The organism is Hydrogenophaga sp. T2 (genome assembly GCF_049843535.1).
In the GTDB taxonomy this organism is placed as follows: domain Bacteria; phylum Pseudomonadota; class Gammaproteobacteria; order Burkholderiales; family Burkholderiaceae_C; genus Hydrogenophaga; species Hydrogenophaga crocea.
Window position 1 is genome coordinate 147,728 of the sequence record NZ_JBBHZJ010000005.1, and the last position, 25,488, is coordinate 173,215.

General features: G+C 71.1%; 21 protein-coding genes. 16 read left to right on the forward strand and 5 right to left on the reverse strand.

From position 1 onward, the window contains the following. Positions 1 to 36 precede the first annotated feature (36 nt). The 5 genes from WDZ95_RS13490 to WDZ95_RS13510 all read left to right on the forward strand — a co-directional run bounded on the left by WDZ95_RS13490 (position 37) and on the right by WDZ95_RS13510 (position 7,689). Complete coding sequence (locus WDZ95_RS13490) at positions 37 to 2,622, forward strand: ATP-binding protein (RefSeq protein ID WP_425779175.1); 2,586 nt, start codon at positions 37 to 39, stop codon at positions 2,620 to 2,622. Positions 2,623 to 2,765: 143 nt separating this feature from the next. Further along, positions 2,766 to 3,029 carry a hypothetical protein gene (locus WDZ95_RS13495; RefSeq protein ID WP_425779177.1) on the forward strand — a complete coding sequence of 88 codons (264 nt, stop codon included), beginning with the start codon at positions 2,766 to 2,768 and terminating at the stop codon, positions 3,027 to 3,029. Positions 3,030 to 3,112: 83 nt separating this feature from the next. Continuing rightward, complete coding sequence (gene mprF, locus WDZ95_RS13500) at positions 3,113 to 5,716, forward strand: bifunctional lysylphosphatidylglycerol flippase/synthetase MprF (RefSeq protein ID WP_425779179.1); 2,604 nt, start codon at positions 3,113 to 3,115, stop codon at positions 5,714 to 5,716. Positions 5,717 to 5,935: 219 nt separating this feature from the next. Continuing rightward, entirely contained in the window at positions 5,936 to 6,208 is a 273-nt protein-coding gene (locus WDZ95_RS13505) for a hypothetical protein (RefSeq protein ID WP_425779181.1), read from the forward strand. Further along, entirely contained in the window at positions 6,205 to 7,689 is a 1,485-nt protein-coding gene (locus WDZ95_RS13510) for a Do family serine endopeptidase (protein ID WP_425779183.1), read from the forward strand. Before WDZ95_RS13505 ends, WDZ95_RS13510 begins: the two co-directional genes overlap by 4 nt. A gap of 22 nt (positions 7,690 to 7,711) precedes the next feature. Here the strand turns inward: WDZ95_RS13510 and WDZ95_RS13515 are convergent, their stop codons facing one another. Further along, positions 7,712 to 8,575, reverse strand: a complete 864-nt coding sequence (locus WDZ95_RS13515; protein ID WP_425779185.1) for an IclR family transcriptional regulator — start codon at positions 8,573 to 8,575, stop codon at positions 7,712 to 7,714. A gap of 109 nt (positions 8,576 to 8,684) precedes the next feature. Here WDZ95_RS13515 and WDZ95_RS13520 point away from each other — a divergent pair, with 109 nt between their 5' ends. The 6 genes from WDZ95_RS13520 (at position 8,685) to WDZ95_RS13545 (ending at position 15,354) form a co-directional block, all read left to right on the forward strand. Beyond that, positions 8,685 to 9,653 carry a Bug family tripartite tricarboxylate transporter substrate binding protein gene (locus WDZ95_RS13520; RefSeq protein ID WP_425779187.1) on the forward strand — a complete coding sequence of 323 codons (969 nt, stop codon included), beginning with the start codon at positions 8,685 to 8,687 and terminating at the stop codon, positions 9,651 to 9,653. A gap of 82 nt (positions 9,654 to 9,735) precedes the next feature. Further along, positions 9,736 to 11,700 carry a flavin-containing monooxygenase gene (locus WDZ95_RS13525; protein ID WP_425779189.1) on the forward strand — a complete coding sequence of 655 codons (1,965 nt, stop codon included), beginning with the start codon at positions 9,736 to 9,738 and terminating at the stop codon, positions 11,698 to 11,700. Further along, positions 11,697 to 12,917 (forward strand): CaiB/BaiF CoA transferase family protein, encoded by a 1,221-nt coding sequence (locus tag WDZ95_RS13530; protein WP_425779191.1) that lies wholly within the window; start codon positions 11,697 to 11,699, stop codon positions 12,915 to 12,917. Before WDZ95_RS13525 ends, WDZ95_RS13530 begins: the two co-directional genes overlap by 4 nt. Further along, positions 12,917 to 13,768, forward strand: a complete 852-nt coding sequence (locus WDZ95_RS13535) for a patatin-like phospholipase family protein (RefSeq protein ID WP_425779193.1) — start codon at positions 12,917 to 12,919, stop codon at positions 13,766 to 13,768. Before WDZ95_RS13530 ends, WDZ95_RS13535 begins: the two co-directional genes overlap by 1 nt. Before the next feature lie 33 nt (positions 13,769 to 13,801). Next, positions 13,802 to 14,770, forward strand: coding sequence for a Bug family tripartite tricarboxylate transporter substrate binding protein (locus tag WDZ95_RS13540; protein ID WP_425779195.1), 969 nt, complete (start codon positions 13,802 to 13,804; stop codon positions 14,768 to 14,770). Positions 14,771 to 14,775: 5 nt separating this feature from the next. Then, positions 14,776 to 15,354: a nuclear transport factor 2 family protein gene (locus tag WDZ95_RS13545; RefSeq protein ID WP_425779197.1), complete on the forward strand. Its 579-nt coding sequence runs from the start codon at positions 14,776 to 14,778 to the stop codon at positions 15,352 to 15,354. A gap of 9 nt (positions 15,355 to 15,363) precedes the next feature. Here the strand turns inward: WDZ95_RS13545 and fghA are convergent, their stop codons facing one another. The 3 genes from fghA to WDZ95_RS13560 form a co-directional block, all read right to left on the reverse strand. Further along, a complete protein-coding gene (fghA, locus tag WDZ95_RS13550; RefSeq protein ID WP_425779199.1) occupies positions 15,364 to 16,209 on the reverse strand; it encodes an S-formylglutathione hydrolase in 846 nt (281 codons plus the stop codon). Position 16,210: 1 nt separating this feature from the next. Beyond that, entirely contained in the window at positions 16,211 to 17,317 is a 1,107-nt protein-coding gene (locus WDZ95_RS13555) for an S-(hydroxymethyl)glutathione dehydrogenase/class III alcohol dehydrogenase (RefSeq protein WP_166228434.1), read from the reverse strand. A 117-nt stretch (positions 17,318 to 17,434) separates the two neighbouring features. Then, positions 17,435 to 18,427: a Bug family tripartite tricarboxylate transporter substrate binding protein gene (locus tag WDZ95_RS13560; protein WP_425779201.1), complete on the reverse strand. Its 993-nt coding sequence runs from the start codon at positions 18,425 to 18,427 to the stop codon at positions 17,435 to 17,437. A gap of 221 nt (positions 18,428 to 18,648) precedes the next feature. Between WDZ95_RS13560 and WDZ95_RS13565 the strand changes: the two genes are divergently transcribed. The 5 genes from WDZ95_RS13565 to WDZ95_RS13585 are packed head-to-tail and all read left to right on the forward strand — an operon-like array spanning position 18,649 to position 23,804. Beyond that, complete coding sequence (locus WDZ95_RS13565) at positions 18,649 to 19,470, forward strand: alpha/beta fold hydrolase (RefSeq protein WP_425779203.1); 822 nt, start codon at positions 18,649 to 18,651, stop codon at positions 19,468 to 19,470. Then, the gene (locus tag WDZ95_RS13570; protein ID WP_425779205.1) at positions 19,467 to 20,336 is read left to right on the forward strand and encodes an FAD binding domain-containing protein; all 870 of its coding nucleotides are present in this window, start codon (positions 19,467 to 19,469) and stop codon (positions 20,334 to 20,336) included. Before WDZ95_RS13565 ends, WDZ95_RS13570 begins: the two co-directional genes overlap by 4 nt. Further along, on the forward strand, positions 20,333 to 22,621 hold the full coding sequence (locus WDZ95_RS13575; protein WP_166228442.1) for a xanthine dehydrogenase family protein molybdopterin-binding subunit: 2,289 nt from the start codon (positions 20,333 to 20,335) through the stop codon (positions 22,619 to 22,621). The genes WDZ95_RS13570 and WDZ95_RS13575 overlap by 4 nt, the downstream gene beginning before the upstream one ends. An 11-nt stretch (positions 22,622 to 22,632) precedes the next feature. Continuing rightward, on the forward strand, positions 22,633 to 23,127 hold the full coding sequence (locus tag WDZ95_RS13580) for a (2Fe-2S)-binding protein (RefSeq protein WP_425779207.1): 495 nt from the start codon (positions 22,633 to 22,635) through the stop codon (positions 23,125 to 23,127). A 20-nt stretch (positions 23,128 to 23,147) separates the two neighbouring features. After that, positions 23,148 to 23,804, forward strand: coding sequence for a CoxG family protein (locus tag WDZ95_RS13585; protein ID WP_166228446.1), 657 nt, complete (start codon positions 23,148 to 23,150; stop codon positions 23,802 to 23,804). A gap of 75 nt (positions 23,805 to 23,879) precedes the next feature. On the opposite strand, the gene WDZ95_RS13590 is transcribed toward WDZ95_RS13585, so the two are convergent. Continuing rightward, a complete protein-coding gene (locus tag WDZ95_RS13590; RefSeq protein ID WP_166228448.1) occupies positions 23,880 to 25,487 on the reverse strand; it encodes a GMC family oxidoreductase in 1,608 nt (535 codons plus the stop codon). Between the last annotated feature and the right edge of the window lies 1 nt (position 25,488).

Sequence of the window (25,488 nt, forward strand, 5' to 3'; positions counted from 1 at the left end):
TCACTCCATGCAAGGCCAGGCGCGTTCGATGGTAGCGTGAACACCCCGCGCCCCGCCCATTCCACCATGCAGACCCCCGAACTCCTGCTCGACGACGCCGAGGCCGACAGCGGCCCGCCCCGCTGGCGCGAGCTGCTGCTGCACCGCTCGGTGCTGGTGCCGGTGCTGGTGGCGCTGCTGCTGTTGCTGGGCCTGGCCGCGGGCCTGGCCTCGCTGCGCGAGCAAACGCTGAACGCCGAGCGCCGCACCCTGGGCGCGCTGGTGGCCGCGCTGGCCGACCAGGCCGACAGCGCGCTGGCCGCCTCGCAAACCGCCATGCAGGCCACGGCCGAAGAGCTCGCCGCGGGCGCCTGGGAAGCCGACGACGAGGTGGCGCAACCGCTGCTGCGCGCGCGCGCCGCGGCCCTGCCCTGGGTGCGCCAGATGCTGCTCGCGGGCACCGACGGCCACGTGCTGCAGGCTGCCGACGACGACACCGACATGCCGCCATTGACCGGCGCCGACTACTTCCGCGCCGCGCTGGGCGCGCCCGCGGGCGAGGCCGGCCTGGGCACGCCCGAGCGCTGGCCCGGCCAGCCCCATCCCTGGGTACCGCTGTCCATGCCCTGGTACGGGCCCGAGGGCCGCCAGAGCGGCGTGATCGTGCTCGCGGCCGACCCGTCGCTGCTGGTGGGCGGCTTCACGCGCACCAGCCCCGCGCCCGACGCGCGCCTGCAGCTGGTGCGCAACGACGGCCGCCTGTGGCTGGCCGAGCCCGCGGGCGCCGGGCCCACGGTCTGGCCCGAGGGCTGGCCCCCGCCCGACGAGCGCCCCGCGTGGTCGCTCGAACTCGACAGCGCGCACGACGGCGACGCCGTGCGCCACTGGATCGTGGTGGGCCACGCCATGCGCCGCGCGCCCATGAACATGGTGCTCGCGCGCGACCGCGACGCCGTGCTGCGCGACTGGCGCTCGCAGGCCTGGCTGGTGGCGGGTTTCGGCGTGCTGGCGCTGTTCATCACCGCGGCGCTGAGCCTGCGCCACGCGCGCGAGCAGCGCTGGCGCGAACAGAGCCAGCGCCACCTGCAACGCCAGCAGGAACGCGCGGCGCGCGCCTTCCTCGCGGCGCGCGAAGGCCTGTGGGAATGGGTGCCCGAGCGCCAGCGCCATTCGCTGTCGCCGCGCATGCGCGAGCTCGCGGGCTTCGGCCCCGGCGACGACGTGAGCGCCGACAGCCCGCTGGGCTGGCACGACCGCGTGGCCGCCGACGAACACGCGCGGCTCGCCGAGGCCGTGCAGGCCCACCTGCAGCAGGCCACGCCCGATTTCTCGGTGGTGCTGCGTATCGCGCCGCCCGGCCAGGCGCCGCGCCACGTGCGCGTGCGCGGCCGCGCCATGGCCCACGCGGGCGACGGCCCGCCGCCGCTGGCCGGCACCGCCTACGACGTGACCGACGAGGTCGCCATGGCCGAGCAGACGCGCCGCCTCGACGAGCAACTGCAGCGGGCGCGCCGGCTCGAAGCGCTGGGCACGCTCGCGGGTGGCGTGGCGCACGACTTCAACAACGTGCTCGCGGCCATCCAGGGCTATGGCGAGCGCGCGCAGGACCAGGCCGGCCCGGACAGCCCGCTGCGCCCGCACCTCGACCGCATCCTCGACGCCGCGCGCCGCGGCAAGACGCTGGTCGAACGCATCACCGCCTCGGGCCAGCCCGGCGCGGGCCAGCGCCGCCGCTTCGAGCCGCGCGAGCTGCTCGAAGAGGCCTGGGCCCTGGCCACGCAAGACCTGCCCGACACGGTGCAGGCGACGCTCGACGCCGGCAGCGACATCCCGCCCATCGAGGGCGATCCGGTGGCCTGGTTCGAGGCCTGCCTGAACCTGCTGCGCAACGCGGTGCAGGCGCTGCCCGGCGGCGGCCGCCTGCACGCGGTGCTGGCGCAGGAGACCGTGACGCAGGCGCGCGTGCTCTGGCACGGCCGCCTCACGCCGGGCCGCTGGCTGCGGCTGAGCGTGAACGACGACGGCCCGGGCATTGCACCCGAGCACGTGCCGCACCTGCTCGAACCCTTCTTCACCACGCGCGCCGGCCACGGCGGCACCGGCCTGGGCATGACCGTGGTGCACAACACCGTGCGCGACGCGGGCGGCGCGCTCGACCTGCGCACGGCGCCCGGCGAAGGCACGCGCTTCGACCTCTACCTGCCCTGCCCGGCGGGCGACGCCGCGGGCCCGCGCGCCGGGCTCGCGGCCGCCGACGCGCCCGGCCAGGGCGAGGTGGTGCTGGTGGTCGACGACGAGCCCGCGCTCGTGGCCCTGCTCGAAGAGACCCTGGCCGAGCTCGGCTACGAGCCGCGCGGCTTCACCGATCCGCTGCAGGCCCTGGCCGCGTTCGAGGCCGAGCCCGCGCTGTTCACCGGCATCGTGAGCGACCAGCGCATGCCGGGCCTCACCGGGCTCGCGCTGGTGGCGCGCTGCAAGGCGCTCGCGCCCGGGCTCGCGAGCGTGATCGTCACCGCCCACGGCGGCGCCGATTTCGAGCAGGGCGTGGCCGACACCGGCGTGGACGCCGTGCTGCGCAAGCCGCTCTCGCTCAACGAACTCGGCGAGGCCCTGGCCCGCGTGTTCGCGCAGCGCCGTCGCTGAGCGGCGACACCCCAGGTTGCAAGTGAAACCGGCGCCCGGCGCGCCGACACACGGCGTGCAACGCGCCCCACGAGCATCAGCCCCGTGGTTGATCGAACGCAGCAACGACCGCAAACCCCCACCGCTGCACCCTGGAGAGACACATGAAATTCCGCACCGCCCTGATCGCATCCGCCATCGCCGCCCTCGGGGCGAGCGCCTGGGCCCAGGCCCCGGCCACCCCGGCCACCCCCGCAACGCCGGCCGCCCCCGCCGTGACCGCCCCGGCCGCACCGTCCACCATGACCATGCCTGCGCAGGCCAAGGACACCACCAAGGCCAAGGCCGACAAGAAGGCCACCGCGAAGAAAACCACGCACAAGAAGAAAGTCAAGAAAGCCAAGGCCAACGCCGCCAAGCCCGCGTAAGCCGGCCCCCACCGAATCCTCCCCCTGCGTCGACAACGACGCTTCACAGAGGCCATCATGCGATGGCCTCTTTTTTTTCCGCCATGGCCGACGACACCCCCACCCCCGCTCCCCGCCCCGGCTGGCGCGCGCTGCCCTGGCGCTGGCTGGTCAGCGCAGGCAGCCTGCTGGCGCTGGCCGCGGCGCTGTGGTGGTTGCACCGCGCGCTGGCCGGCACGCCGCTGCGCGAGGTGCTGCACAGCCTGGGCGCCCTGCCCTGGCCCGCGCTGGGCCTGGCGCTGGCGGGCACCGCGTTCAGCTATGGCGCGCTCGCCGCCCACGACGTGCTGGCCCTGCGCGTGCTGCAGCGGCGCGACCTGCCCTGGCCGCGCGCGGCCCTCACCGGCTTCATGGCCACGGCCGTTGGCCACAACGTGGGGCTGTCGCTGCTCAGCGGCGGCGCGGTGCGGCTGCGGCTCTATGGCGCCTGGGGCCTGGGCGCGGGCGAGGTGGCCACCCTCACCAGCCTGGTGGGCCTCTCGTTCGGCCTCGGCGTCACCCTGTGCGCCGGCGCGGCGCTGCTGCTCGAACCCGCGTCCACGCTGGCCGCGCTGCACCTGCCGGCCACCGCCGCGCGCGCGCTCGGCGTGCTGCTGGTGCTGCTGCCGCTGGCCTGGCTGCTGCGGCTGGCGATCGGGCCGCGCACGCTCACCGTGCGGCACTGGCAGTGGCCGCTGCCCACACCGGCCCAGGGTGCGCTGCAGCTGCTGCTCTCGCTCGCCGACCTGGCCGCGGCCTCGCTCGTGCTGTGGAGCCTGCTGCCGCCGGACACCGTGGGCTGGGTGCCGTTCCTGGGGCTGTACCTCATGGCCATGGTGGTGGGCATCGCGAGCCATGTGCCCGGGGGCCTGGGCGTGTTCGAGGCGGTGCTCATCGCAGGCCTGCCGCAGGTGCCCGCGCACACCCTGCTCGCGGCCAGCCTGGCCTACCGCGCCGTGTACTACCTGCTGCCGCTGGCGCTGGCCGCGCTCGCCGGCCTGGCCATGCTGCTGCACACGCAGGCGGCGCGCGCGCAGCGCTGGTTCTCGCTCACGCAGCCGGTGGCCGCCTGGGTCGCGCCCTGGCTGGGCGCCACGGTGGTGTTCGCGGCGGGCGCGGTGCTGCTGTTCTCGGGCAGCCTGCCGGCCGACGGCGCGCGGCTGCACGCGCTGCGCGGCGTGGTGCCGCTGGCCGCGGTCGAGGTCTCGCACCTCGCGGGCAGTCTCATCGGCCTGGCGCTGCTGATCCTCTCGCAGGCCCTGCTGCAGCGCGTGGACGCGGCGCGCCGGCTTGCACTGGGCCTGCTGCTCGCGGGCGCGCTGGCCTCGCTGCTCAAGGGCCTGGACCTGGGCGAGGCCGCACTGTCGCTGGGCGCGGCGGCCGTGCTGTACGCGGGCCGCGCGGGCTTCCGGCGGCAGGCGCGCTGGCGCTGGGGCCGCGACCTGGGCGCCCTCGGGCCGCAGGCCTGGCTGGGCGTTGGCGTGGTGGTGATCGCCACGCTCTGGCTCGGTCTGTTCAGCTTCCGCCACGTGGAGTACAGCAACGAGCTCTGGTGGCAGTTCGCCCTGCGCGCCCAGGCCCCGCGCGCGCTGCGCGCCGGTGTGCTGGTGGCGGTGGCCTGCGTGGCGCTGCTGGTGTGGCAGGCGGTGCGGCCGCGCCGCGCGCCGCCCGAACGCGCCACACCCGAACAGCTCGCGGTGGCCGCGCGACTGGTGGCCGCCAGCGCGCGCACCGACGCGGCGCTCGCGCTGCTGGGCGACAAGCGCCTGCTGATCGACGAAGGCGGGCAGGCCATGCTCATGTACCAGGTGCAGTCGCGCAGCTGGATCGCCATGGGCGACCCGGTGGGCGAGCCCGAGGCCGGCGAGGCGCTGGCCTGGCGGCTGCGCGAGATGGCCGACCGCCACGGCGCTCGCGCGGTCTTCTACCAGGTCGACGCGCAGCGCCTGCCGCTCTACCTCGACATGGGCCTGAGCGCGATCAAGCTCGGCGAGGAAGCGCTGGTGCCGCTGACCGGCTTCACGCTCGAAGGCCCGCGCCGCGCGGCGCTGCGCCAGGCCGTGCGACGCGCCGAGCGCGACGGCCTGTCGTTCGAGGTGGTGCCGCCCGAGGCGGTGCCCGCGCACCTGCCTGCGCTGCGCCGCGTGTCCGAGCGCTGGCTGCAGGCCAAGGCCACGCGCGAGAAGGGCTTTTCGCTCGGCCGCTTCGACCCCGACTACCTGCGCCACTTCCCCATGGCCCTGGTGTGGCGCGCGGGCGAGGTGGTGGGCTTCGCCAACCTCTGGACCGGCAACGGCCGCGACGAGCTCTCGATCGACCTCATGCGCCACGACCCCGGGGCCGTGCCCGGGGTCATGGACTACCTGTTCGCGCAATGCATGGTGTGGGGCGCGGCGCGCGGCTTCCAGGCCTTCAGCCTGGGCATGGCGCCCCTGGCCGGGCTCGAGACCCACCCGCTCGCGCCGCTGTGGCACCGGCTGGGCACCACGCTGTTCCGCAGCGGCGAGCACTTCTACAACTTCCAGGGCCTGCGCGCCTACAAGCAGAAGTTCGACCCCGAGTGGAAGCCGCGCTACCTGGCCTGCCCGGGCGGGCTCGCGCTGCCTGGCGTGCTGATCGACGTGGCCACGCTGATCGGTGGCGGCTGGCGCGGCGTGATCGCGCGCTGAGCGGCCTGTGTTTCATTCGAAACACGCGCGGCGCCAGCGGTAGCGCGGTGGAGATGCGCGGCGCGCATCCTTGCGTTCACACGCTGGACCCAGAAACCCGGACATGGTGCCCGGGCAGCACCAGCCGGAGGTTTTGCAATGGACGCGATGCAAACAGCCTTGGTGGGTATCGATTCCCTGATCCATGCCACGGGTCATCCGCACCCCACCGCCCCCGCCATGGGCAGCACCGACGTGCAGGCCCTGCGCGACGACGTGCGCGAGGCCATCGTCGCGATCTACTGCGACCACGACGAGCAGGCCGCGCGACGCGTGGGCCATGCGCGCTGGCTGCTGCGCGAAAGCGCGGGCGCGGGCTCGCTCTCGTCGGTGCACATCGAGGAAGCGGCCTTCCACCTCCGGCAGCACCACCCCTGGGAAGCGCTGAGCGCGCTGCGCCTGGCGGGTGATGCCCTGCTCGCGGTCCAGCCCCTTTCAGGAGAACGCTCATGAACCTCGATACCGAACCCGCACCCGACCGCCGCGCCCCGCGCACCGGCCCGCGCTGGGTGCTCGCCCCGCTGCTCGCCGCCATGCTGGCCTCGGGCGCGGTGGGCGGCCTGTCCACCCAGTGGTGGCAGCAGCGCCACGCCGCGCCGGCCCGCAGTGCCGCGGTGGCCAGCCCGGCCGGCACCCGGCTCAGCGTGCCCGACTTCTCGGCCATCGCGCAAGAACACGGCGACGCGGTGGTGAACATCGCCGTGAGCGGCACGCGCCGCGTGGCCTTCGATGGCCAGAACAACCCCTTCGAGGGCATTCCGGGCTGGGGCCCGCGCCAGCCGCCCGGTCCGCAGACCGTGCGCGGCCAGGGCTCGGGCTTCATCGTCGACGCCGACGGCGTGATCCTCACCAACGCGCACGTGGTCGAGGGCGCGCAACGCGTGACCGTGAAGCTGCGCGACCGCCGCGAGTACAGCGCGCGCGTGGTGGGCGTGGACCCGCAGACCGACGTGGCCGTGCTCAAGATCGACGCCAAGGGCCTGCCCGTGGCGCCGCTGGGCAGCGAGCAATCGCTCAAGGTGGGCGAATGGGTGCTGGCCATCGGCTCGCCCTTCGGCTTCGAGAACACCGCCACCGCGGGCGTGGTGAGCGCCAAGGGCCGCAGCCTGCCCGACGAGACCACCGTGCCCTTCATCCAGACCGACGTCGCCATCAACCCCGGCAACTCGGGCGGCCCGCTGTTCAACGCCGACGGGCAGGTGGTGGGCATCAACTCGCAGATCTACAGCCAGACAGGGGGCTACCAGGGCCTGGCGTTCGCGATCCCGATCGACGTCGCCCTCAAGGTGAAGGACCAGATCATGCGCACCGGTCATGCAGAACACGCGCGCCTGGGGGTGGCCGCGCAAGAGGTGGACCAGGCGCTCGCCGAGTCTTTCGGGCTGAAGTCGCCGCGCGGCGCACTGATCACCGACGTGGAGAACGGCAGCCCGGCGCAGCGCGCGGGCCTGCGCGCAGGCGACGTGATCCTGAGCCTGGGCCCGAAGAAGATCGACACCGTGGCCGACCTGCCGCTGGCCATCGGCCAGGCCAGACCCGGCGACCGCGTGGAGATCGGCTACTGGCGCGAGCGCCACGACGCGCACGCCACGGCCGAACTCGCCGACGCGCGCGCCAAGACCAGCGCCACGGCCAAAGCCGAGCGCGGCGGCCGCGAATGGGGCGGCGATGTGAAGCTCGGCCTGGCGCTGCGCCCGCTCACGCCGGGCGAGCGCGAGGCCTCGGGCCAGCGCCGCGGCCTGCTGATCGAGGGCGTGACCGGCCCGGCCGAGTCGGCCGGCGTGAGCCCGGGCGACATCCTCATCGGCATCAACGGCCAGCCCGTGTCCACGCCCGACGAGGTGCGCGCCGCGGTGAAGGGCCTCAAGGGCTCCGTGGCCCTGCAACTTCGCCGCGACGACGCGGTGCTGTTCGTGCCGGTGCAGGTGGGGTGATGCGCGAGGGGCCCCGAAGGCCTCAACCCGCGACAGACCACCCCGACAGGCGCAACTCTTCGGCCATTACGCCGGCGATCCATCGCCGGCGTTCATCGCTCATGCGCGCGCGGATGGCACCCACGCTGATGGCCGCATAGGTGCCGGGTGTGACCTCGAAATACACACCCACACCACTCACGCCTTCGGCCACCAGGTTGTCGGTGAAGGCATGGCCGCGCCGGCGCGTCTGCGCCACCTGGCGCCGAAGGTGGGCCAGCGAACTGCGCTCGGGTGGCAGTTCACCGCGGTGGCGTGTGTGGAAGGCGTCGAGCTCAGCTTCGCTGAGCGTGGCGAGCAATGCGGTACCGGCCGAACCGACGCCCAGCAGACGCAAGCCCCCCAACTGCAGCACCAGCGCCTTGATGGGGAACGCGCCTTCCTCGTAGTGAACGCAGTGCGCGTAGTCACCATTGCGCACCACGAGGTAGACAGTGTCCTCGGTCCGGCGGGCCAGGCGGATCATCAGCGGGCGGCAGCGTTCGACGATGGGCACACGGCTCATGGTGGCCAAACCGAGTTGCATGGCCTCCAGCCCCAGGCGATAAAGCTTTCGGTCGTCGCGCGCCACCAGGCCGGTTTGCACCAGCGAACTCACCAGACGGTAGGTGGTACTGCGGTCAAGCCCCGTGGCCGCCACGAGCGACGCAAGCGAAATGCCGCGCTCGTGGTTCAGGCCCACGAGCTTGAGCAGGTCGATGGCACGAAACACCGCCTGTGCACCGGGCAGGCGGGCGCCATCGGCCAGCGGCTCAGGGGTCACCGGCATCGCGAAGCGGGTTGATTTGTTCACCATGTGCACATCATCGGCGGCGTGCTTGACTCTGTGCAAGGTACTTTTGTTCACGATGTGAACAAAACGCCAAGTCGGGCCCGCCGCGCGCGAAAGGCCCGCACGATACTGACTTGGACGGCCAAGGCATCGACCGCAGCCGCAACCACAACGGAGACAAGCCTTGAAACGATCCACCTTCATCGCCCTGAGTTGCCTGGCTGCCCTGGCGCCGGCGGCCTTTGCACAGGGCAGCAGCGACTACCCGAGCAAGCCGGTTCGCGTGCTCGTGGGCTACCCGCCCGGCGGGGCGTCCGACATCATTGCGCGGCTGGTCAGCGAAGAACTCGCGAAGCTCAACAAGCAGCCCTTCGTGGTGGAAAACCGCCCGGGTGTGGGCGGCATGCTGGCCCTGCAGCAACTCACCCGCGAGGCACCCGATGGCCAAACGCTCGGCCTGGGTGTCAGCGGCACGCTCACCACCGGCCCGCACCTGCAGAAGAACAAGCTCTACGACCCACTGACCGACTTCGCGTCTGTGGGTCCGGTGGCCAAGGCGCCCATGGTGCTGCTGGCCTACCCCGGCTACAAGTACGACACCGTGAACGCGGTGGTGCGCGAAGCACGCGCCAAGCCGGGCGAAGTGATGTTCGCGTCGGGCGCGCAGGCCTTCGAGCTCGCGCTGCAACTGCTCAACACCCAGGCTGGCATCAAGATCACCTCGGTGCCCTACCCCGGCGGCGCCAAGGCCTCGATCGACGTGATGTCGGGCCGCGTGCCGCTGATGGTCGACACCATCGGCGCGCAGCAGGAGAACATCAAGGCCGGCAAACTCAAGGCCCTGGCCGTGCTCGACAGCCGCCGCTCGCCGGTGCTGCCGGACGTGCCGACCATGCAGCAGTCGGGCGTGAGCGGCTACCAGGCCGTGGGCTGGACCAGCCTCGTGGCGCCCAAGGGAACGCCCGATGCGGTGGTGAACAAGCTCAACGCCCAGGTGCAGCAGATTCTGGCCATGCCGCACATTCGCGACAAACTGCTCGGCATCGGCTTCGAGCCCTGGCCGGGCAGTGCGAAGCAGCTCACCGAAACCGTCGCGACCGAGTACGCGAAATGGGGCGAGGTGGTGCGCGCCGCCGGCATGCAGCCGCAGTAAGCCACCCGCCCGTTCCCACGCCTTTCCCCACTGCCGTGCCGCGCCACCCGCGTGGCAGGGCGCAGCTTTGCCCGCCAACACCATGAACTCTGCCACCGACACCCTCGACACCTGGATCCGATCACTTGACCACGCGCTGCCGGACGCCAACGTGCCCACCCTTCTGATGACGCTGCTGCACCTCACCGGCGACACGCGCTGGCTCGGCGACCGCTACCAGTGCACGCACATCCGCGGCATCGACGACCACGACAGCGGGGGCCTGCCGCCCGACGTGCAGGCCGAGGTGCGTGAGGCCGCGCGCGAAGCCATCGTGGCCTGGAAGCGGGGCCGCGCGCCGGTGCTGCCAGCGCCGGACATCGAGCAACTGGTGGAGATGCTCCGCCGCAGCGTGGGCGAAGAAGTGCCGCACGCCTACGGCCCGATGGTGTCCGCGTGGCTGGGCAACGACCCGGCCTGGCGCATCGACCAGCGCGACAGCACCTGCGTGCCGCCGGGCTTTCATGTGGTGGTGATCGGCGCTGGCGTGGCTGGGCTGTGCGCGTCCATCCGCCTGCAGGGCGCGGGCATCGCGCACACGGTGATCGAGAAGAACAACGAGGTGGGCGGCACGTGGTACGAGAACCGCTACCCGGGCGCTGGCGTGGACACGCCCAACCACATCTACTCGTACTCCTTCGCGCAGGCCGACTGGACGCGCTACTTCGCGCTGCGCGAAGAGATCCAGGCCTACTTCGTCGAGGTGTCGCACCGCTTCGGTGTGCGCCAGTACATCCGCTTCAACACCCGCGTGGCTTCGGCCACCTACAACGAAGCCGGCATGGACTGGTCCGTGCGTGTGTGCGACGGGCAGGGCCGCAGCGAGGTGCTGCATGCCAACGTCGTCATCAGCGCAGTGGGCCTGCTCAACGTACCGAAGATGCCCGACATCAAGGGCCTGTCCAGCTTCCAGGGCCCGTGCTTTCACAGCGCGCGCTGGCCCGAGGGCCTGGACGTGCGTGGCAAGCGCGTGGCCGTGATCGGCAACGGCGCCAGCGCCATGCAGATCGTGCCCGCGATCGCCTCGCAGGTGGCACAGCTCACGGTGTTCCAGCGCTCCAAGCAGTGGGCCGCACCATTCGACCGCTTTCAGAAGCCGGTCCCCGCGAGCGCGCGCTTTCTGCTCAAAGAGGTGCCCTACTACCAGCCGTGGTACCGGCAGCGCCTGGCCTGGATCTTCAACGACCGCGTACACGCGTCGCTGCAGATCGACCCCGAGTGGCCGCACCCCGAGCGCGCGATCAACCGCCGCAACGACCGGCACCGCGAGATGTTCGTGAAGTACATCCAGGCCGAACTCGGCGAGCGCCAGGACCTGCTGCCCGAGGTGCTTCCCGACTACCCGCCTTTCGGCAAACGCATGCTGATGGACAACGGCTGGTTCCGCACCGCCACGCGGGAGAACGTTCGCATCGTCAACGACGGCATTGCCCGTATCGAGCCCGACGCCGTGGTCACGGCCGATGGCACGCGCCACGAGGTTGACATTCTGGTGGTGTGCACCGGCTTCGATGCCATCAACCTACTCTCCTCCTTCGAACTGGTGGGCCGCGATGGCCGCACGGTGCGCGAAGCTTGGGACGCGCAGGGCGCGCAGGCCTACCTGGGCGTGGCCACGCCGGGCTTTCCCAACTTCTTCATGCTGGCCGGCCCCAACACCGCGCTCGGCCACGGCGGCAGCGTGGTGGCGCTGCTGGAAACCCAGGTGCAGTACGTGCTGACGCTGATCAGGGACGCGCTGAACCAGCACGGCGCGCCGTTCGAGATCGAGGTTCGGCGCGATGTGCACGACGCCTACAACCTGCGGGTTCAGGAAGCGCACGCCAGGATGATCTGGACACACAAGGGCATGACCAACTGGTACCGCAACAAGCGCGGTCGGGTGGTGGCGCCCATGCCCTTCCGCAACGACGACTACTGGCACATGACGCGCCGTCACGGCCTGGCCGACTACCAGGTGCGCCGCGGTACGCCCGCCGCGAGCAACGTGGTGGAGGCCGCAACGTGACGACCGGCACCTCGCCACGGCCAGGGCCGCACCTGCTCAGCGGGCTGCGCATTCTCGACCTGGGCACCATGGTGGCCGGCCCGGTGGCAGCCACGCTTTTCGCCGATTTCGGCGCTGAGGTGATCAAGGTCGAAGTGCCTGAGCGCGGCGACACGGTGCGCGACCTCGGCCCCTTCGTGGACGGCAAGTGCCTGTACTGGAGCGTGGAGGCACGCAACAAGAAGTCGGTGACGCTGGACCTGCGCAAGCCCGAGGGCCGCGAGCTGCTGCTGCAGCTGGTGGAGCAGGCCGATGCGGTGGTGGAGAACTTCCGCCCCGGCACGCTGGAGAGGTGGGACCTCTCCTACGAGACCATGAAGGCGCGCAATCCGAAACTGGTGATGCTGCGCATCTCGGGCTTCGGTCAGACCGGCCCCTACCGCGAGCGCGCCGGCTACGACCGCATCGCACTGGCCTTCGGTGGGCTCATGGGCATCACCGGCTACGCCGACCGGCCGCCGGTGCGCATCGGCACCTCGATCGCCGACTACCAGTCGGCGATCCTGGGCGCGTTCGCGCTGATGATGGCCATCTACCACCGCGACCTGCACGGCGGTGAAGGGCAGTCCATCGACCTCGCGATGTACGAATCCATCATCCGCTTCACCGAGGTGCTGGTGCCGGCCTACGACCGCCTGGGCACGGTGCGTGAGCGCCGCGGCAACAAACACTTCGCGGCCGCACCGGGCGAACACTTCCGTACCAGCGACGGCCGCTACGTGATCCTCACCGTGTCGGCCGACGCGGGCTTCCAGCGGCTCGCGCGCTGCATGGGCCGCGACGACTGGTTGGTGGATCCGCGCTTCGCGACGCACGAGCAGCGCTGGGCACACGTGGACGAACTCAATGCCGCGCTGGCCACCTGGATCGAGTCTCTGCCGGTGGACGAGTTGTGTGCGCGACTCGACGAGGCCAAGCTCGCCTACTCGTTCATCTACAGCATCGAGGACATCATGAAAGACCCGCACTACCAGGCGCGGGGAACGATCGCCTCGGTGCCCGACCCGAAGATCGGGCCGGTGCGCATGGCCGGTGTGGTGCCACGCTTCTCCGACACGCCCGAACAGCCGATCGCGCCCGCCCCCGACCTCGGCCAGCACAACGACGAGATCTATGGCGGCCTGCTCGGCCTGAGCCCCGAGCGCATCGCGGCGCTCACCAAGGCGGGCGTGCTGTGATGCGCGCGGCGGTGCTCGGCGGCGGTGGCGTGGCCGGCATCGCCTGGGCCAGCGGCCTGTTGGCGGGCATGGCGCGTGAGGGCGTGCACGTGGCGCAGGCCGATGTTTTCGTGGGCACCTCGGCCGGCTCGGTGGTGGGTGCGCAGCTGGCTTGCGGCGCGGCACCCGAGGCCCTGCTCGCTGAGCACCTGACCCCAAGGCATGCATCCCTCGAAACCGCACGCCCGTATTCGCAGGCCGATGCAGAGGCGCGCAACCGCGCGCTGATGGACAAGGTGGCTGGCGACCTCGCGGCCGCGCGCCGCCGCATCGGCGCGTTCGCGCTGCGCAGCGGCACCGTGCCGCCCGCCGAGCGCCGCGCCATTGTGGCTGCGCGGCTGCCACAAACGCACTGGCCGGACAGCGCGCTGCGCGTGGTGGCGGTGGACGCCGCCAGTGGCGAACACCGGGTGTTCGACCGGCACAGTGGCGTGGAACTGGTCGATGCCGTGGCCGCGAGTTGCGCGGTGCCCGGCGCCTGGCCGGTGGTGGCCATTCAGGGCCGGCAGTACATGGACGGCGGCATTCGCTCGCTCACCAACGCCGACATCGCACTCGGCGCTTCGCGGGTGCTGGTGATCGCGCCGCTCGGCTGGGGCGATGGCAACCCGGTGAGCGGCCACCTGCGGGCCGAGGTGGCCCGGCTGCGCGAAGCCGGTGCCCGCGTGAACGTGATCGTGCCCGACCCGGCTTCGGCCGAGGCCCTGGGCGACAACGTGCTCGACCCGGCCCGCCGCGCACCCAGCGCACGGGCCGGGTTGGCGCAAGGGCTGCGCGCTGCCGCCGGCGTGGCCGCCGACTGGGCGACCTGAGTCAAAGCCCCCAACCACCACAGGAGACAAGACATGCCCCTTTCCCGACGCCACCTGCTGGCCGCCGCCGCGGCCCTGCCCCTGGGCGCGCCACTGTGCGCCGACACCTGGCCCGACCAGCCGATGAAGGTGATGGTGCCCTTCCCCGCCGGGGGTTCCACCGACATCCTGGGCCGCATGGTGGCCGAACACCTGCAGAAGCAGTTCGGCAAGCCCTGCACGGTGGAGAACCTGCCAGGCGCCACCGGCACCATCGGCGTGGGCGCGGTGGCGCGCGCCAAGGCGGACGGCCACACGCTGCTGATGGGCTCGGTGGGCACCATGGTCACCAACCATTTCGCTTACGAGAAATTGCCCTATGGCATCGACGCCATCGCGCCGGTGATCAACCTGGCCGAGACGCCCAACGTGCTGATGGTGCGCACCAGCCTGAACGTCAACACACCACAGGAGCTGGTGGCGCTCATGAAGGCCCAGCCCGACAAGTTCCAATACGGCAGCTCGGGTATCGCCTCCAGTTCGCACCTGTCGTGTGAGCTGTTCAAGGCGCGAGCCGGCGTGAGCGCGGTGCACGTGCCCTACAAGGGCGGCGCGCCCATGCTCAACGACCTCGTTGGTGGCTCGATCGACTTCAGCATCGACCAGATCTCGTCCTCGCTCAAGCTGATCCAGGCCGGCCGCATCAAGGCCCTGGCCGTGACATCGCGCGCGCGCTCGAAGCAGTTGCCCGAGCTGCCCACGCTCGGCGAAAGCCTGCTGCCGGGCTTCGTGGCCTCGCCGTGGTTCTGTGTCGGCGCGCCCGCGGGCACGCCGCGCCCGGTGGTGGAGCGCATCAACGCCGCGCTCAACGCCATGCTCGCAGAGCCCGCGGTGCTGGCGCGCCTGGAGGGCTACGGCATCGTGCCGGTGGGCGGCAGTGCCGACGAGCTGGGCGCCCTGGTGCAGCGCGAGGCGGCACAGGTGCGCGAACTGGCCACGCGCGTGAACCTGCGCGCGGGATGATGGCGATGCACCACCCCGACTACACCCCGCAACGCGTGGCCGACCGGCTGCAGATCCAGGACGTGCAGCACCGCTGGTGCCGCGCGGTCGACCGGCTCGACGCCCCGGGCATGCTGGCCGTGTTCTGGCCCGGCGCGATCGACAGCCACGGCCCCTACATCGGCCCGGTCGAGGGGCTGGTGGACTGGATCCTCGTGCGGCACCAGCCGATCGCGGTCTCCAGCCACTTCATCGGCAACCTGCTGATCGAGTTCGCCGGCCCCGACCTGGCACTGGTGGAAACCTATGTGCGCACCATCCAGCAGTACCCGGCCCACGCCAAGTCGCAGCTCGCGCAGCTCACCGGCGGTGCGGCGGGCGACGAGGGCACGGCGATGGACATGTTCACCTCGTCGCGCTACCTGGACCGCATGGAGCGGCGCCAGGGCGAGTGGCGCATCGCGCGCCGCGACCTGATCCAGGACTGGAAGCAGATCGTGGACGTGAAGTACCCGGCGCTCGCGCCCAAGCCGGGCTGGCACATCGGCCTGCGCGACGGCCAGGACCTGATGCAGACCCGCCGGCGCGAACTCGGCATTGGCTGAGGCGCGGCCTCAGCCGTTCAGCGCCGCCGCGTGGTGCGCGATGTGCTCGCCCACGAAGCTCTGGATGAAGAAGTAGCCGTGGTCGTAGCCCGCGTGGCGGCGCAGCGTGAGCGGCTGGCCGGCCGCGGTGCATGCGGATTCGAGCCGATCGGGCGCGAGCTGCTGGGCCAGGAAGTTGTCGTCCAAGCCCTGGTCCACCAGCAGCGAGGGCGCGCGCACACCGGCTTCGATGAGTTTCACCGCGTCGTGCCTGGCCCAGGCGGCGCGGTCGTCGCCCAGGTAGCCGCCGAAGGCTTTGTGGCCCCAGGGCACTTCGGTGGGCGCGCTGATCGGCGCGAAGGCCGACACGCTCTGAAAGCGCCCCGGATGGCGCAGCGCCAGCGTGAGCGCGCCGTGCCCGCCCATGGAATGGCCGAGGATGCCTGCGCGATCGGCCTGCACCGGGAAGTGCGCCGCGAGCACGCCCGGCAGCTCGTCCATGAGCCAGCTCTCCATGCGCCAGTGCGTGGCATAAGGCGGCTGCGTGGCATCGAGGTAGAAGCCCGCGCCGTGGCCGAAGTCCCAGTGCGCGTCGGCCTCGGCCACGCCGGTGCCGCGCGGACTGGTGTCGGGCGTGATCAGGATCAGGCCGTGCGCGGCCGCGTGCTGCTGCGCGCCGGCCTTGATCGCAAACGTCTGCTCGTTGCAGGTGAGGCCGGCCAGGCAGAACAGCACGGGCCGCGGGCCCTGTTCGGCCTGCGGCGGCACGAACACGCCGAAGCGCATGGGCAGGCCGATCTGCGCCGAGTCGTGTTCGTGGAAGCCCTGCACGCCGCCGAAGCAGCGGTGCGTCTCCAGCGTCTTGATCCCGGCCATCTCAGAACACGACCACCGAACGGATGGACTCGCCGGCCTTCATCAGGTCGAAGCCCTTGTTGATGTCTTCGAGCTTGAGCGTGTGCGTGATGAGGTCGTCGATGTTGAGCTTGCCTTCCATGTACCAGTCGACGATCTTGGGCACGTCGGTGCGGCCGCGCGCGCCACCGAAGGCCGAGCCTTCCCACTTGCGGCCGGTGACGAGCTGGAACGGGCGCGTGCTGATCTCGGCGCCCGCCTCGGCCACCCCGATGATGATGCTGCGGCCCCAGCCCTTGTGCGTGCACTCGAGCGCCTGGCGCATCACCTGCGTGTTGCCGATGCACTCGAACGAGTAGTCGGCGCCGCCGTCGGTGAGCTGCACGATGGCATCGACCACGTTCGGCACCTCCTTGGGGTTGATGAAGTGCGTCATGCCGAACTTGCGCGCCATGGCCTCGCGCGCGGGGTTCAGGTCGATGCCGATGATCTTGTCGGCGCCCACCATCTTCGCGCCCTGGATCACGTTCAGGCCGATGCCGCCGAGGCCGAACACCACCACGTTGGCGCCCGCCTCCACCTTGGCGGTGTAGATCACCGCGCCCACGCCGGTGGTGACGCCGCAGCCGATGTAGCAGACCTTGTCGAAGGGCGCGTCGGGCCGGATCTTGGCCAGCGCGATCTCTGGCGCGACGATGTGGTTGCTGAAGGTGCTCGTGCCCATGTAGTGCAGGATGGGCTTGCCGTTGAGCGAGAAGCGCGAAGTGCCGTCGGGCATCAGGCCCTTGCCCTGCGTGCCGCGGATGAGCTGGCACAGGTTGGTCTTGCGGCTCAGGCAGAACTTGCACTGGCGGCACTCGGGCGTGTAGAGCGGGATCACGTGATCGCCGGGCTTGAGCGAGGTCACGCCCGCGCCCACCTCGAGCACCACGCCCGCGCCCTCGTGGCCCAGCACCGCGGGGAACAGGCCCTCGGGGTCCGCGCCCGAGAGCGTGTAGTAGTCGGTGTGGCAAATGCCCGTGGCCTTGATCTCCACCAGCACCTCGCCCGCGCGCGGGCCTTCGAGGTCGAGTTCTTCAATGGTGAGGGGAGCGCCTGCTTTCCAGGCGACGGCGGCACGGGTTTTCATGGGAATGTTCCTCGGGCAATGGATCGAAAAGAGCCGCCGATCCTAAGGGAACCCCCTGGCGCATTCAGGGCGCGGGACATTCGCCGCCTTGGGCGCCGCGCCCACCGCCTGCCCCAATCACTCGGGCCGGATGCCGGCCTTCTGGACGATGTCCTTGTAGCGCGCCGCGTCGCTGCGGATGCGCTGCGCGAAGTCGGCCGATGACATGCCTCCCAGTTCGGCGCCGGCTTCGGCAAAGCGCTTCTTCACGTCGGGCTGCTCCAGCGTCTTCACCACCTCGGCGTGCAGCCGCGCCAGGACGTCGGCCGGCACGCCCTTGGGCGCGAACAGGCCCACCCAGTTGGAGGCGTCCACGTTCTTCACGCCCGCTTCGGCCGCGGGCACCCAGTCCTTGTTGAAGCCTGAGCGGCGCGCGGTCGTCAGGCCCAGCACCTTCACGCGGCCGGCCTGCAGGTGTGGCAGCACCGCGGGGATCGCGACCACACCGAGCGCCACCTCGCCCGAGGCCACGGCCGCCATGGCAGGCGCGCCGCCGCGATAGGGCACATGCAGCAGCTTGGCGCCCGCTTCCACCGCGAACCATTCACCCGCCAGGTGGTTGATGCTGCCGTTGCCCGGCGAAGAAAAGGTGATGCTGCCCGGCGCCTTGCGCGCCGCGGCCACCAGTTCCGCCACCGTGTTGAACGGCTGCTGCGCGTTGGCCACCAGCAGCATCGGGGTGTCGCTGATCATGGTGATGGGCGCGAAGTCGCGGTCGAGTTCGTAGGGCACGTTGGGGAAGAGGCCCGGGTTCACCGCGAACTCGCCGGTGTGCGCGGCCAGCAGGGTGTAGCCATCCGGTGCGGCCTTGGCCGCGGCCGAAACGGCGATGAAGCCGTTGCCGCCCGGCCGGTTGTCGACCACGAAGTTCCAGCCCAGGCGTTCGGTCAGCTTCTGGGTGAGCAGGCGTGCCGTGATGTCGACCACTCCACCCGGTGCGAAGGGCACGATCACACGGATCGGTCGGCTCGGGTAGTCCTGCGCCAGCAGAGTGCCGGGCATGAAGGCGGGCGCAGCCAGCAGCGTTGCCATCCGCAGGGCGCGGCGTCGGTCGGGTTGGAAGGGGCGCATCCTTGTCTCCTCGTTGTTGGTTTCAGGGGCGCGATGCTTTGGGAGACGCGCGCGACGCGCAAACGATTTATCTCGGGCATCACCATGAAGAAGATTCATGCGCCCTCGGGCCGGGGCCGCAGGCCTGTGACGCTCGCGGCTCAGGCATGAAAGACTTTCATTCGCTCCACCGATATTTCTCGTTTGTCAGCCCAGGGGGCGCTGGCCAGAATCCGCGCCCTATGAAGAACGAAGTTCCCGGCGCACTGCTGAACGCCAGCGATGGTGTCCCCATCGCCTACCAAGCCCGCATGGCTCCGGCCGGTGCGCCCGTGATGGCACTGGTGCACTCGCTGGGCATGGACCACAGCTTCTGGAACGCGGTGGCGCAGCGCCTGGGCGATCGCGCCTCGCTGGTGGCGATCGACGCCCGCGGCCACGGCCGATCGGGCACGGCCCGCACACCGGCGAGCACCGCGCGCATGTCGCAAGACCTGCGCGAGGTGCTCGCGCAACTCGGCCTGAACCGCGTGGTGGTCGGCGGCGCGTCCATGGGCGGCTGCGTGGCGCTGCAGTTCGCCATCGACCACCCGCAACGCACCGCCGGCCTGGCCCTGATCGACACCACCGCATGGTACGGCCCCACGGCACCGACCGATTGGGAGGCCCGCGCGCAAAAGGCGCTCGCGCAGGGCCTGGCGTCGCTCACCGACTTCCAGGTCACGCGCTGGTTCAGCGACGGTTTTCGCGAACGCGAACCGGCCCAGGTGCAGCACTGGGTCGACGTGTTCCTGCGCAACGATCTCGAAGGCTACGTGCAGGCCTGCCGCATGCTCGGCGGCTTCGATGCCAGGGCCTCGCTCGCGGGGATCCGCGTGCCCACGCTGATCCAGGTCGGCGAAGAAGACTACGCCGCGCCGGTCGCCATGTCGCGCGCGATGCACGAGGCGATCCCCAGGGCGACGCTCGACGTGATCGAAGGCGCGCGCCACCTCACACCGCTTGAGGTGCCCGACCGGGTCGCCCAGGCACTCCTCGACCTCTGCGCCCAGGTGTCGCCATGACCCCGTTCGAATTCCTGCTCCCGTACTCGCTCGACGAAGCGCTGTCCCTGCTCGACCCCGAAGACCCCAACGTGCGCCCGGTGGGCGGCGGCACGGCGGTGATGCTGATGATGAAAGCGGGCGTGCTGCGGCCCACGCGGCTGGTCAGCCTGCAGCGCATCGGCGACCAGCACGCCCGCATCGCGCGCCAGGCCGATGGCAGCCTGCGCATCGGCGGCATGGCGCGACTGGCGGACATCGAAGCCCACCCCGCCGTGCGCGAGGGCTGGCCAATGCTGGCGCACGCCTTGCGTGGCGTGGCCAATCCCCGGGTGCGCGCCGTGGCCACCATCGGCGGCAATCTCAGCCACGCCGATCCGCACATGGACATGCCGCCCGTGATGGCGGCGCTCGATGCCACGGTCGTCATCAGCGGGCCGCAAGGGGTGCGCGAGGTTCCTGCCGCGGCCCTGTGCACCGGCTACTACGAGACCGTGGTGCGGCGCGACGAACTGATCACCGAATTGCGCGTGCCGCCGCAGGCCGGACCCGGGGCCTACCTCAAGCTCACGACGCGCGCGGCCCACGACTGGCCTGCGCTGGGTCTGGCCGTGGTGCTGGGCCTGCAAGGCGAGCGCGTCACGCACGCACGCATCTTCACCGGGGCCGCCACCGACTGCCCGACGCCGCTGCGCAACGCACAGACCATCCTGGAGCAGCGCGGCCTGAGCGCGCCGGTGCTGCGCGAGGCGGCCGAGGCCGCGGTGGCCGAGGCGCCGCTGGTGGCCGACTCGCACGGCAGCGCGGCCTACAAGCGCCAACTGTTGCGCGTGGCCTTGCCCCGCGCCGTGCAGAACGCCCTGAACCGCAACCGGAGCCACGCATGAGCGACATTCGCACGCCAGACCCCCAGGTGGGCCGGCGCATGGACCGCCTCGAATCGGTGGCCAAAGTCACCGGCACCGCCGACTACACGCACAACGTCGAGCTGCCACGCATGCTGCACGCCAAGGTGGTACGCAGTCCGCACGCGCACGCGCGCATCCTCGGTATCGACACCCGGGCCGCCCAGGACATGCCTGGCGTAACGCATGTGATCACGGCGCAGGACGTGATCCGACGGATCCCCGATCCGCACTACGGCCCGGCGTTCCATGACCAACCCATCCTCGCCATCGAGAAGGTGCGTCACGTGGGTGAACCCGTCGCCGTGGTGCTGGCGGGTGATCCGCACGCCGCCGAAGCCGCGGCCGGGCTGGTGGTGGTGGACTACGAGGTGCTGCCCGCGGTATTCGACGAGGTCGAGGCGGCCACGTCGACGGTGCTGGTGCACGACGCGCTCAAGCCCGCCGGCACCTTTCCCGATCTCAAGCACCTGGCCGGCCGCAAGGGCACCAACGTCGCCCTCGACTACCGGCTGCGTCACGGCGACGTGGCCAAGGCCTTTGCCGAAGCGGCGCAGGTGTTCGACCACACCTTCAAGACCCAGCAGGTCATGCACGTGCCCATGGAGCCCATGGTGACGGTGGCTGAGCCCCAGGGCGAAGGCATCGTGATCCACACCGCTTCGCAGAGCCCGTCGTTCGTTCGCATCGAGATCGCGCGCCTGCTGGGCTGGCGCGAGAACCAGGTGCAGGTGAAGACGCGCCTGCTCGGCGGCGGCTTCGGCGCCAAGCTCTACATCAAGCTCGAGGCGCTGACCGTGGCGCTGGCGCTCATCGCGCGGCGCCCGGTGCGTCTGGCGCTGACGATGGAAGAGCAGTTCTACACCATCACCAAGCACGCCACCACCTTCCGCATCCGCAGCGCGGTGGATGCCGAGGGCCGCATCACAGGTCGCCACTGCGAGGTGTACTGGAACGGTGGGGCCTACGCCGACATCGGCCCGCGCGTGACGCAGAAGTCGGGCTTCACCGCCGGCGGTCCGTACGACATTGCCAACCTCGACATCGACTCCTACCAGGTCTATACGCACCTGCCGCCCGCCGGTGCGTTCCGCGGCTTCGGCATCACGCAGGTGGTGTGGGGCTACGAATGCCAGGCCGACCTGATCGCGCGGGCGCTGGGCATGGACCCCCTGGCATTCCGGCGCTTGAACCTGTTGGAAAACGGACGACCGCACGCCACGGGCACGGTCATGAAAGACGCCGCACTGCGCCAGGTGCTCGACGCGGTGGCGCGCCGCATGCAATGGGAGCAGCCGATCGACCGGGGCACGGGCACCGTGCGGCGCGGCCGCGGCATCGGCCTGGGCTTCAAGGCCCTGGTGGCCCCCACCACATCGGTGGCCACCATCACCCTGGGGGGCGACGGCAGCTGTGTGCTCCTGATCAGCACCGTGGACATGGGACAGGGCTCGGACACCGCCATGGCGCTGGTGGCCGCCGACGCCCTGGGCCTCAAGGCCGAGCAGATCCGTGTGGTGCACCCGGACACCGACGTGACGCCTTACGACATGGCCACCCTGGGCTCGCGCTCGACCTTCCACATGGGTCACGCCGTGCGCCTGGCCGCGCAGGACCTGCTGGACCAGCTGGCGGCGCTCGCGCAGCAGCTCGGCCTTCCGTTCCAGGGCATCGCCGATGCGGGCCTGCTGCTGCGCAAGAAGTACGGCATGCCCGCGGGCACGCTGGTGGGCACGGGCACCTTCATGCCGCCATACCAGTCGCCCGATGCGCAAGGCCGATCGCCCGACATCACGCCCAACTGGATGATCGGAGGCACGGGCGTCGAGGTCGAGGTGGACACCGAGACGGGCCACTTCCGCCTGCTGCGCATCGAGAACGTGGTCGATTGCGGCACGCCACTCAATCCCAAGGTGGTCGAGTCGCAGATCTCCGGCGCGGCGATCATGCAGCTCGGCATGACCCACCTGGAGAAGATGGAGTTCGATGCCGAGGGCCGGCTGCGCAACGCCTCGTTCTCCGAGTACAAGATCCCGGGCATCCACGACATCCCCGAGGCCTTCGGCTGCGAGGCGGTGGACGCACAACAGGCATCGGGCCCCTATGGCGCCAAAGGCCTGGGCGAAAGCGGCTGCTTCGGCGTCGCTTCGGCCGTGGCGGAGGCCATCCACGACGCCGTGGGCGTTCGCATCTTTTCGCTGCCCATCACGCCCGAATCGGTGATGCGCGCGCTGGCCGCGCAGCGCGGCGAAACCCTGGCCGATTGAGGCACGACCCCATGAGCACCACCAGCACCCTGATCCAGTTCCATCTCAACGGTGAGCCTGTGGCACGCCAGGTCGAGGCTTACCACTCGCTGGTCGAGGTGGTGCGCGACTGCGGCCTGCACGGCGCGCGCGAAAGCTGCGGCCAGGGCCTTTGCGGCTGCTGCACCGTGGTCGTCAACGGCCAGGCCGTCACCGGCTGCATCTTCCCCGCCATGCACGCCGACGGCGCCGAGGTGGCGACCATCGAAGGCCTGGCGCGCGACGGTCAGCTCGACCCGGTGCAGCAGGCCTTCATCGACGCTGGCGCGTTCCAGTGCGGCTTCTGCACGCCCGGCTTCATCCTGATGGCGAAGCAATTGCTCGCGCACAACCCCGAACCCCAGGACCACGAGATCCGCAACCACCTGGCCGGCAACCTCTGTCGCTGTGGCGCGTATCCCGAGATCGTGAAAGCCGTGAAGCTCGCGGCCGAGCGCTTGCGCGCGCCCACCCACGCGGCGCCGTGACCCGCACAACGAAGAACACCATGGACATCCAAGGCGAAAAAATCCTCCAGGCCGACCGCGACACCGTGTGGCGGGCCCTCAACGACCCGCGCGTGTTGCAACGCTGTCTGGCGGGTTGCGACACCTTCGAAGCCGACGGCGACAACCGCTACCGCGTGGCCATGGCGGCCACGGTGGGGCCGGTGCGCGCGCGCTTCGCGGGCAAGCTCGAGCTGCGCGACGTGCAGCCCCCCACCTCCTACGCCCTGAACTTCGAGGGCTCGGGCGGCGTCGCGGGCTTCGGCAAGGGGAGTGCCTCGGTGGCGCTGGATGACGTGGCCGAGGGCACCCGCCTGCGCTATCGCGCCAACGCCCAGGTGGGCGGACGGCTGGCCCAGGTCGGCGCGCGCCTGATCGACGGCGTGACCCGGCGCATGGCGGACGATTTCTTCACCCGCTTCGTGCGCGAGCTGTCGGCGCCTGCGGACGGCGCCGGCGACACCGCGGCGCAGCCAATGCGCCCGGCGGCAGCGCCCGCCACCGCACCCCAGGCGGCACCGGCCCTGGTCCCGACGGCCCAGGTACCGGCCACCGCCGGCACCAGCGCAAACACCATCGCGGTGATCGCGGCCGCCGTTTCGGCCACGGCCGCCTCGGTGGCCGTGCTGGCCGCGGTGCTCGCCCTGCGGGCGGGCTGAGCACCCCCAAAGACAACCGGCCCTCGAGGGGCCGGTGTCAGGAAGTGGGCCGGGGCCACGCCCCGGCGGCGCCCCTCAGCGGCGCGCGTCCTCGCGAATCATGTCCGCCCCCTTCTCCCCGATCATGATCGCCGTGGCATTGGTGTTGCCCGAAATGATGCGCGGCATGATGGACGCGTCGACGACGCGAAGCCCCTGCACCCCGTGCACCCGCAGCCGCTCGTCCACCACGGCCTGATCGTCCTGCCCCATGCGGCAGGTGCCCACAGGATGAAAGATGGTACCCGCCATCTTGCGGATGCCATCGAGCAGTTCGTCGTCGCCCTGCACCTGGTGGCCGGGCAGAAACTCCTCGGGGGCGAAGCGTTGCATGGCCGGCGCCTGGCACACCTCGCGCAGCATCCGCAGCCCCTTCACCACCGTTCGGCAATCGCGCTCGGTGTCGAGGAAGTTCAGCTGGATGGCCGGCGCGGCCAGCGGGTCCGGGCTCTTGAGGCGCACGCTGCCCCGGCTCTCCGGGTGCAGCATGCAGACACCCGCGGTGAACCCCGGGAACGCGTGCGGCGGGTCGCCGAGCTTGTCGTAGGTGATGGGGTAACAGACGAACTGCAGGTCGGGTGTGGGCTGCGACGGATCACTGCGCACGAAGGCATTCACCAGGGCGGGCGGGATCGTCAACGGGCCACGGCGGCGCAGCGCATAGTCCAGGCCCATCAGCGCCTTGCCCCACAGGCTCGAGGCCTGCTGGTTGAGGGTGACGGTGTCCTTCACGCGCAGCATGGTGCGCGCGGCGATGTGGTCCTGCAGGTTGGCGCCGACGCCGGGCAGGTGTTGCACGCTCGGGATGCCCAGGCGCTGCAGGGCCTGGGCATCGCCCACGCCCGACAACTGCAGCACCTGGGCCGAGCCGATGGTGCCGCCCGAGAGGATGACCTCGCGCGCCGCCTCGATCCGCAGGTCCTGCCCGCCGCGCCGCACCACCAGACCGGTGGCACGGCGGCCCTCGAACGCCACGCGCAGCACCTGGGTGCGGGTGAACACCGTGAGGTTCGGACGCTGGCGCGCGGGCTTGAGGAAGGCGCGCGCGGTGCTCATGCGAACCCCGCGCTTTTGCGTCACCTCGAAGTAGCCCACGCCCTCGTTGTCGCCGGTGTTGAAGTCGTCGCTGCGGGGAATGCCGCACTGCACGGCCGCGTCGCAGAAGGCGTCGAGCACCTCCCACCCGGCGCGCAACCCCTCCACGCGCAGCTCGCCCCCGCTGCCGTGCGCGGCGCTGGCGCCGCGGTGGTGGTCCTCGGAGCGCTTGAAGTAGGGCAGCACCTCGGACCACGACCACCCGCGGTTGCCCATCGCGGCCCAGCCGTCGAAATCGGCGGCCTGGCCGCGGATGTAGACCATGGCGTTGATGGACGATGAGCCCCCCAGCACGCGGCCGCGGGGGTACTTGATGCCGCGGCCCGCGAGGTTGGCGTCGGGCTCGGCCGTGTAGCACCAGTCGGTGCGCGGGTTGTTGATGGTGTAGAAGTAGCCGATCGGGATGTGGATCCACGGGTACCAATCGGTCTCGCCCGCTTCGATCAGCGCCACGCGCACAGCGGGATCGGCGGACAGCCGGTTGGCCAGCACGCAGCCGGCCGAACCGGCGCCCACGATCACATGGTCGAAACGACCCAGCGATTCCATG

Coding starts and splice junctions, on each gene's coding strand:
- WDZ95_RS13505 (WP_425779181.1), top strand. CDS start 5,936: ATGGGCAGCACCGACGTGCAGGCCCTGCGCGACGACGTGCGCGAGGCC.
- WDZ95_RS13570 (WP_425779205.1), top strand. CDS start 19,467: ATGACCCCGTTCGAATTCCTGCTCCCGTACTCGCTCGACGAAGCGCTG.
- WDZ95_RS13585 (WP_166228446.1), top strand. CDS start 23,148: ATGGACATCCAAGGCGAAAAAATCCTCCAGGCCGACCGCGACACCGTG.
- WDZ95_RS13590 (WP_166228448.1), bottom strand. CDS start 25,487: ATGGAATCGCTGGGTCGTTTCGACCATGTGATCGTGGGCGCCGGTTCG.
- WDZ95_RS13535 (WP_425779193.1), top strand. CDS start 12,917: ATGCGCGCGGCGGTGCTCGGCGGCGGTGGCGTGGCCGGCATCGCCTGG.
- WDZ95_RS13545 (WP_425779197.1), top strand. CDS start 14,776: ATGCACCACCCCGACTACACCCCGCAACGCGTGGCCGACCGGCTGCAG.
- WDZ95_RS13575 (WP_166228442.1), top strand. CDS start 20,333: ATGAGCGACATTCGCACGCCAGACCCCCAGGTGGGCCGGCGCATGGAC.
- WDZ95_RS13555 (WP_166228434.1), bottom strand. CDS start 17,317: ATGAAAACCCGTGCCGCCGTCGCCTGGAAAGCAGGCGCTCCCCTCACC.
- WDZ95_RS13540 (WP_425779195.1), top strand. CDS start 13,802: ATGCCCCTTTCCCGACGCCACCTGCTGGCCGCCGCCGCGGCCCTGCCC.
- fghA (WP_425779199.1), bottom strand. CDS start 16,209: ATGGCCGGGATCAAGACGCTGGAGACGCACCGCTGCTTCGGCGGCGTG.
- WDZ95_RS13525 (WP_425779189.1), top strand. CDS start 9,736: ATGAACTCTGCCACCGACACCCTCGACACCTGGATCCGATCACTTGAC.
- WDZ95_RS13580 (WP_425779207.1), top strand. CDS start 22,633: ATGAGCACCACCAGCACCCTGATCCAGTTCCATCTCAACGGTGAGCCT.
- mprF (WP_425779179.1), top strand. CDS start 3,113: ATGGCCGACGACACCCCCACCCCCGCTCCCCGCCCCGGCTGGCGCGCG.
- WDZ95_RS13565 (WP_425779203.1), top strand. CDS start 18,649: ATGAAGAACGAAGTTCCCGGCGCACTGCTGAACGCCAGCGATGGTGTC.
- WDZ95_RS13560 (WP_425779201.1), bottom strand. CDS start 18,427: ATGCGCCCCTTCCAACCCGACCGACGCCGCGCCCTGCGGATGGCAACG.
- WDZ95_RS13510 (WP_425779183.1), top strand. CDS start 6,205: ATGAACCTCGATACCGAACCCGCACCCGACCGCCGCGCCCCGCGCACC.
- WDZ95_RS13495 (WP_425779177.1), top strand. CDS start 2,766: ATGAAATTCCGCACCGCCCTGATCGCATCCGCCATCGCCGCCCTCGGG.